General features: G+C 49.0%; 2 protein-coding genes, 11 tRNA genes and 1 rRNA gene. All 14 read right to left on the reverse strand.

Annotated elements, in window-relative coordinates; all coding sequences use genetic code 11:
- Positions 1-567, reverse strand: coding sequence for an RNA polymerase sigma factor SigW (gene sigW, locus ABID47_RS32495; protein WP_076176256.1), 567 nt, complete (start codon positions 565-567; stop codon positions 1-3).
- A 188-nt stretch (positions 568-755) separates the two neighbouring features.
- Positions 756-3551 (reverse strand): phosphoenolpyruvate carboxylase, encoded by a 2796-nt coding sequence (ppc, locus tag ABID47_RS32500; RefSeq protein ID WP_116234364.1) that lies wholly within the window; start codon positions 3549-3551, stop codon positions 756-758.
- Between the two features lie 1215 nt (positions 3552-4766).
- Positions 4767-4840, reverse strand: a tRNA-Gly gene (locus ABID47_RS32505).
- Between the two features lie 56 nt (positions 4841-4896).
- A tRNA-Pro gene (locus ABID47_RS32510) sits at positions 4897-4970 on the reverse strand.
- A 23-nt stretch (positions 4971-4993) separates the two neighbouring features.
- Positions 4994-5070: transfer RNA gene (locus ABID47_RS32515), tRNA-Arg, on the reverse strand.
- A 3-nt stretch (positions 5071-5073) separates the two neighbouring features.
- Positions 5074-5148: transfer RNA gene (locus tag ABID47_RS32520), tRNA-Gly, on the reverse strand.
- 10 nt (positions 5149-5158) lie between these two features.
- Positions 5159-5242, reverse strand: a tRNA-Leu gene (locus ABID47_RS32525).
- A gap of 17 nt (positions 5243-5259) precedes the next feature.
- Positions 5260-5335 (reverse strand) — tRNA-Lys (locus ABID47_RS32530).
- A gap of 4 nt (positions 5336-5339) precedes the next feature.
- A tRNA-Gln gene (locus tag ABID47_RS32535) sits at positions 5340-5414 on the reverse strand.
- A 51-nt stretch (positions 5415-5465) separates the two neighbouring features.
- Positions 5466-5541, reverse strand: a tRNA-Val gene (locus ABID47_RS32540).
- A 125-nt stretch (positions 5542-5666) separates the two neighbouring features.
- Positions 5667-5738: transfer RNA gene (locus ABID47_RS32545), tRNA-Glu, on the reverse strand.
- A gap of 7 nt (positions 5739-5745) precedes the next feature.
- A tRNA-Thr gene (locus ABID47_RS32550) sits at positions 5746-5821 on the reverse strand.
- A 3-nt stretch (positions 5822-5824) separates the two neighbouring features.
- Positions 5825-5900, reverse strand: a tRNA-Asn gene (locus tag ABID47_RS32555).
- Positions 5901-5907: 7 nt separating this feature from the next.
- Positions 5908-6000 (reverse strand): 5S ribosomal RNA (rrf, locus tag ABID47_RS32560); the annotation flags it as partial.

Consider the following 6000-nt stretch of genomic DNA (forward strand, 5'->3'; position numbering starts at 1 on the left):
CTATAATTTGGGCTCTAATTTTTTGCGCAAAAATTCGCGACCCCGGTGCACCCTCGTTTTAATCGTTGTTACGGGCATTCCCAGCACATCGCTGATTTCCTGCAAGGACAAATCCTGCAAATACCGGAGGACCATGACCGACTTATACTTCGCCGGAAGGCTCTCGATCGCTTCGTAAATGATCTGCTGCGTCTCCGAGATCAGCGTCTCGCTCTCAGGCGTCCGGTTATCGCTTGGAATCATCGAATACCCGTCCATACCTTCCTGGTCGTTCATCTCGGCATCGAGGGAATAGGTCGGTTTCCTTTTCCTCAGCCGGTCGATGCATAAATTGGTTCCAATGCGGTAAATCCAGGTGGAGAATTTCTGATTCTGGTCATACCTGTCCAAATTTTTATATACGCGTAAAAAAGTCTCCTGAACGACATCCTCCGCTTCGTGGCGGTTGTTCAGCATCCTGTAAGCCAAATGATAAATTTTGTCCTTGTACAGTTCCACAATTTCGGCAAACGCCCGCTGGTCTCCTTTCAGAGCCAGTTTTGTCAGCCGGTTTTCTATATTTTCCATCAAGATTCCCCCAGACTTGCTGATGGGTACGACAACAATTTATTTTTCCATTCAAATCGTAAATGAAGTCTCTCTAAAAAGCAAGACAAGCCGTATAACAGAACAATAGGAAAGCCGCAGCACCTGGGGTTCAGGCACTGAGCTTTCCTATTCTGGCTTCAGGGATGCTTATTGAAGTAATCGTATCATCAGCCTGTGTTCCGGAGTCCCGAGGCAATGCCGTTGATCGTGAGCAGAACCTCACGCAGCAATTCTGCATTATCCTCATCCTGTTCGCGCAGTCCGCGGAGCTCGCTGAGCAGCTGTACCTGCAAATAGCTGAGCGGATCCACATAAGGATTGCGGAGGCGGATCGATTCCTGAATGACAGGCACATTATCCAGAATTTCTTTTTGTCCTGTAATTTTCAAAATCAGCTCTGATGTCAGCTTGAACTCTTCCTCAATCAGTCCGAAAATACGGCGGCGTGCCTCATCGTTGCGGGCCATGCCGGCGTATTCCTTGGCAATGACCATATCCGCCTTGGCGATCGCCATTTGAAGGGAATCGATCAATGAAGTGAAGAAGGAGAACTTCTCGTACATCTCCTGCATCACCTTCAGATTCTCTTCCTTGTTCTGATAAAAGCTCTGAAGGCCTGTACCCGCGGCGTACCATGCAGGAAGCAGGTAACGGCTCTGGGTCCACGAGAACACCCACGGAATGGCGCGCAGATCTTCAAAACGGTCGGTATTCTTTCGCTTGGAAGGACGCGAGCCGATGTTCAGCTCTCCGACTTCAGGAAGCGGCGTGGATTCCTTGAAGAATGCCAAGAAATCCGGATCACGGAAGATCAGATCCTGGTACTTATTCCGGGAAACCTCGGACATCTCGCGCACGATCTCATCCCATTGGGCTTCGTTTACGTCATCCTTTTCCGGCGAACGCGCGTTGATTGCTGCCGTCACCAGCGCCGATGTTGCTTGTTCCAAACTGCGGTAAGCAATGCCCTTCAGCGAATAGCGCGAGGAAATGACTTCACCCTGCTCGGTGATCTTGATGCCTCCGCCGATGGTAGAAGCAGGCTGAGCCAGAATGCTGCGATTCAGCGGCATGCCGCCGCGACCCAACGATCCGCCGCGTCCGTGGAAAAATTTCAGCTTGATGCCGAACTCGCTGGCGACAGCCGTCAGCTCTTTCAGAGCAACCCGCAGTTCCCAGTTGGCTGTAACCGCGCCGCCGTCCTTGTTGCTGTCGGAGTAACCCAGCATAATTTCCTGAAGGTCGTTCCGGGCCGTAATGCTCTGACGATAAATCGGCAGTTTGAAAAGCCGTCTCATAATTTCCGGAGCGGCGTGCAGGTCCTCTATGGTCTCGAACAGCGGAACCGCCTGCAATGTACATTCTACGGTACCATCCGGAACTTGCCGGAACAGCCCGACTTCTTTGGCGAAGACCATGACTTCCATAATGTCACTGGCTCCTTCAGCCATACTGATCAGGTAGCTGGTAATGCAATCCTTGCCGTAATCCTGCTGTGCTTCCTTGACTACCCGGAATACATCCAGGCACTCTTTAGTACTTGGGCTGTAGTCCTGATATACCGACGAGATCGGTCTCGGTTCGCTCAGCAGCTTCGTGAGCAGCTCAATCTTCTCCTCTTCGGAAAGCGCTGCATAGTCCGGCGTAATGTTGCTCTTCTCCAGGACCTCTTTCATCGCATTCTCATGTTCCTGGCTGTGCTGACGGATATCCAGCGCCGCCGTATGGAAACCAAACAGCTCCACCTGGCGAATCAGCTTCTTGATATAAGTATCTGCTACATAGTCCGCAAAATGGAAGCGAAGACTGCGGTCAATAATGCTCAGGTCTTCGATAAACTCCGCTGGCGAAGCGTAGGACTCGGCTGTTCCTTTTTTACTGTCGTCCAGAACGTTCGCGATTTTCTCCATCATGTAAACCAGTTTGATACGGTATGGTTCCTTCGCATTGTTCCAAATATCCCTTTTTGTAACGGTTACATTTGCACGGTCCCGTTCAATGGAATCCTGAAGTTCCTTGGAAACTTCTACTATGGAAGTGCTGAAGCTCAAATACTGCATATATTCAACTAAAATGCGCTGATATTCCCGAATAGCCAGCTTGCGCTGCATACGAAGCGTCTGCGAAGTGATTTCGGCCGTCACAGATGGGTTACCGTCACGGTCGCCGCCGATCCATGAGCCGAATTTCAGGTACGTAGGCACGTGCCAGAGGTGTCCCGGATAATACTTGGTCAAGCAGCGTTCCAATTCCTGATAGACGTCAGGCAGAACGTGGAACAGCGTCTCATGGAAGTAATACATTCCGTTCCGGACCTCATCCAGTACCGTAGGCTTACGGGCTCTAAGCTCATCCGTCTGCCACAGCGTAATGACTTCGTTCAGCAGCTTCTCCCGAAGCTGTTCACGCTCGCGGAACGTAAGAGTCGGATTGTCCAGCAGCATGACATCTTCGGAAATCCGTTTATGAATATCCAGAATCGCTCTGCGCATAGCTTCCGTCGGATGGGCGGTCATTACCAGTTCCAAAGACAGGCTCTCAATAATGTCCTGAACTTCTTCGACCGTAAAGTTCCGCTCTTTCAGTTCCTTGATGGCCATCTCGATCGAATCGGGCTGAACACTTTCTCCAGCTGAGCGCTCATAGTCCCGTTTTCTGCGGATCCGATGATTTTGCTCGGCGATATTCACAAGCTGGAAGTAAATCGCAAAAGCACGAATCACCTGATGGCGAATATCCGGCTCAAGGGTTTCAACCATCTTTTTGAATTCTTCATACAATTCAGGCAAAAAAACAGAACGTAAAGATTTGCTTGTTTCACGGATCTTCTCAACGATATCTAAGAGTTCATTGCCCCCTTGATGGACAAGCACTTCCCCGAGTATGTTCCCCAAGAATCGCACGTCACGCCGCAGCAAGTTGTTTGAATTGCTTTTGTTCGCGGTTACCGTAAGTTCAGTCATGCTACTCCTCCCGTCTCTATCCCGTCTGTATTGCTTTCTCTTTGTTCATACTTTCTTAACATCATACAATAAATCACATCGAAAATCTGCACTTTTATTAAATAAAGCGCAGATTTTCGCGTAAAAACACGATGTAAAATATGTATTTTCATTCAGTCATGCCTAATTCCTGACATATGTTTTACCAGATGTTATGGATAATACGGTGCTTTTCATTCTAAATAAAATACCGCATTGAGTTTATTTATGCATAGCCCAGATGCTTCATCCACTATTTACCACATAAGTTAACTCTTTAAACAAATCATCTCGTTAATATTTAACATGAGGTTAATTCAACGGAAAATTTCTTTTGACCTTTTCATTACAGCAGTTGATTTGACTGTACTCTCTTGTTCATATAGATGTTAGTTCATTGATCAATATAGAACACACATATAAAGGAATCATGGGCATACCCAATATTAGATTGTTTTTAGCTCGCTTAGCTCGGCATAATAAAGATTTTTAAGAATGCAATTGTGTGGTTATTAACCCTCCATTTAAAAGGGCTAGAGGGGCAAATAAGGCGGTTATAGAGGCAATCAGGTAAAACCTCAGAGAGATACCTTATAATCGTGCATAACAGCCCGTTGAAGGCATCTCAAATTAAAAGCGGGCCTTAGGCTCGCCGCAGAGGTAGATGTTGACGTGCGTCCTGAGCGGGTTCCTTCAGTGAAGCCGACACGGACGGTCGCACCCACGCTGCGTAGGTTCTCTCCCACACAACCGCTCTAAACAAAAAAACGCCTTTCGGCGCTATGTTTTATGTATGGAGCGGGTGATGGGAATACTCAACATCTCGATTAAAAAAGCGGATCTTCGGCCCGACACAGAGGTAGATGTTGACGCGCGTCCTGATCGGGTTCCTTCAGTGTAGCCGGCACGGACGGTCGCACCCACGCTGCATGGTTTCTCTCCCACACAACCGCTCTAAACAAAAAAAAACGCCTTTCGGCGTTATGTTGTTATGTATGGAGCGGGTGATGGGAATACTCAACATCTCGATTAAATAAGCGTGCCTTCGGCCCGCCGCAGAGGTAGATGTTGACGCGCGTCCTGAGCGGGTTCCTTCAAATGAAGCCGGCACGGACGGTCGTACCCACGCTGCGTAGGTTCTCTCCCACACTATCGCTCTAAACAAAAAAACGCCTTTCGGCGTTATGTTGTTATGTATGGAGCGGGTGATGGGAATCGAACCCACGCTATCAGCTTGGAAGGCTGAAGTTCTACCATTGAACTACACCCGCAGATCTTCGTGCAAGCCTTGAAACAATCATGACTTGCACGAAGCTGTGCATGCGTATCGGGATGACACGATTCGAACATGCGACCCCCTGGTCCCAAACCAGGTGCTCTACCAAGCTGAGCTACATCCCGATATCTATTGTAAAACAGTTAAATGGCGCGCCCTAAGAGATTCGAACTCCTGACCTTTTGATTCGTAGTCAAACGCTCTATCCAGCTGAGCTAAGGGCGCATATGGAGCGGACGACGGGAATCGAACCCGCGACCCTCGCCTTGGCAAGGCGATGCTCTACCGCTGAGCCACGTCCGCATTAAACAAATGGTGCGCGTGGAGGGACTTGAACCCCCACGTCAAAGACGCTAGATCCTAAGTCTAGTGCGTCTGCCAATTCCGCCACACGCGCAAAACCTGTAAATAAACTGGTGAGCCATGAAGGACTCGAACCTTCGACACCCTGATTAAAAGTCAGGTGCTCTACCAACTGAGCTAATGGCTCTCACTGGCTGGGGATATAGGATTCGAACCTATGCATGACGGAGTCAAAGTCCGTTGCCTTACCGCTTGGCTAATCCCCAAAGTTACGAATAACTATAGTCTGCCCAATTTTAAGTATTTCATATCATGAATGGTGGAGGCTGAGGGGATCGAACCCCCGACCCTCTGCTTGTAAGGCAGATGCTCTCCCAGCTGAGCTAAGCCTCCATGCAAACTATGTATTCTTTAAAACACACGATGACCCGTCCGGATCTTTCCTTCGTTTAAAGGCAGCAAAGCTTGTCCCAACGAAAGTACATCCGACGAACCTTATGTGGAACAAAATAAGAAAGTGACCCGTATGGGATTCGAACCCATGTTACCTCCGTGAAAGGGAGGTGTCTTAACCCCTTGACCAACGGGCCACAAATATGGAGCTCTCAACCGGGATCGAACCGGTGACCTCATCCTTACCATGGATGCACTCTACCTACTGAGCTATGAGAGCAAATGGCTCCCCGAACAGGACTCGAACCTGTGACAACTCGATTAACAGTCGAGTGCTCTACCAACTGAGCTATCAGGGAATATACCGCTTGGCAACGTCCTACTCTCCCAGGACCCTTCGGTCCAAGTACCATCGGCGCTGGAGGGCTTAACGGTCGTGTTCGGGATGGGTACGCGTGG

It is taken from the genome of Paenibacillus favisporus (genome assembly GCF_040545415.1).
In the GTDB taxonomy this organism is placed as follows: Bacteria; Bacillota; Bacilli; order Paenibacillales; family Paenibacillaceae; genus Paenibacillus_AQ; species Paenibacillus_AQ favisporus.

Excerpts from the sequence above, each read along its gene's own strand:
- ppc (WP_116234364.1), bottom strand. The coding sequence starts at position 3,551 with ATGACTGAACTTACGGTAACCGCGAACAAAAGCAATTCAAACAACTTG.
- sigW (WP_076176256.1), bottom strand. The coding sequence starts at position 567 with ATGGAAAATATAGAAAACCGGCTGACAAAACTGGCTCTGAAAGGAGAC.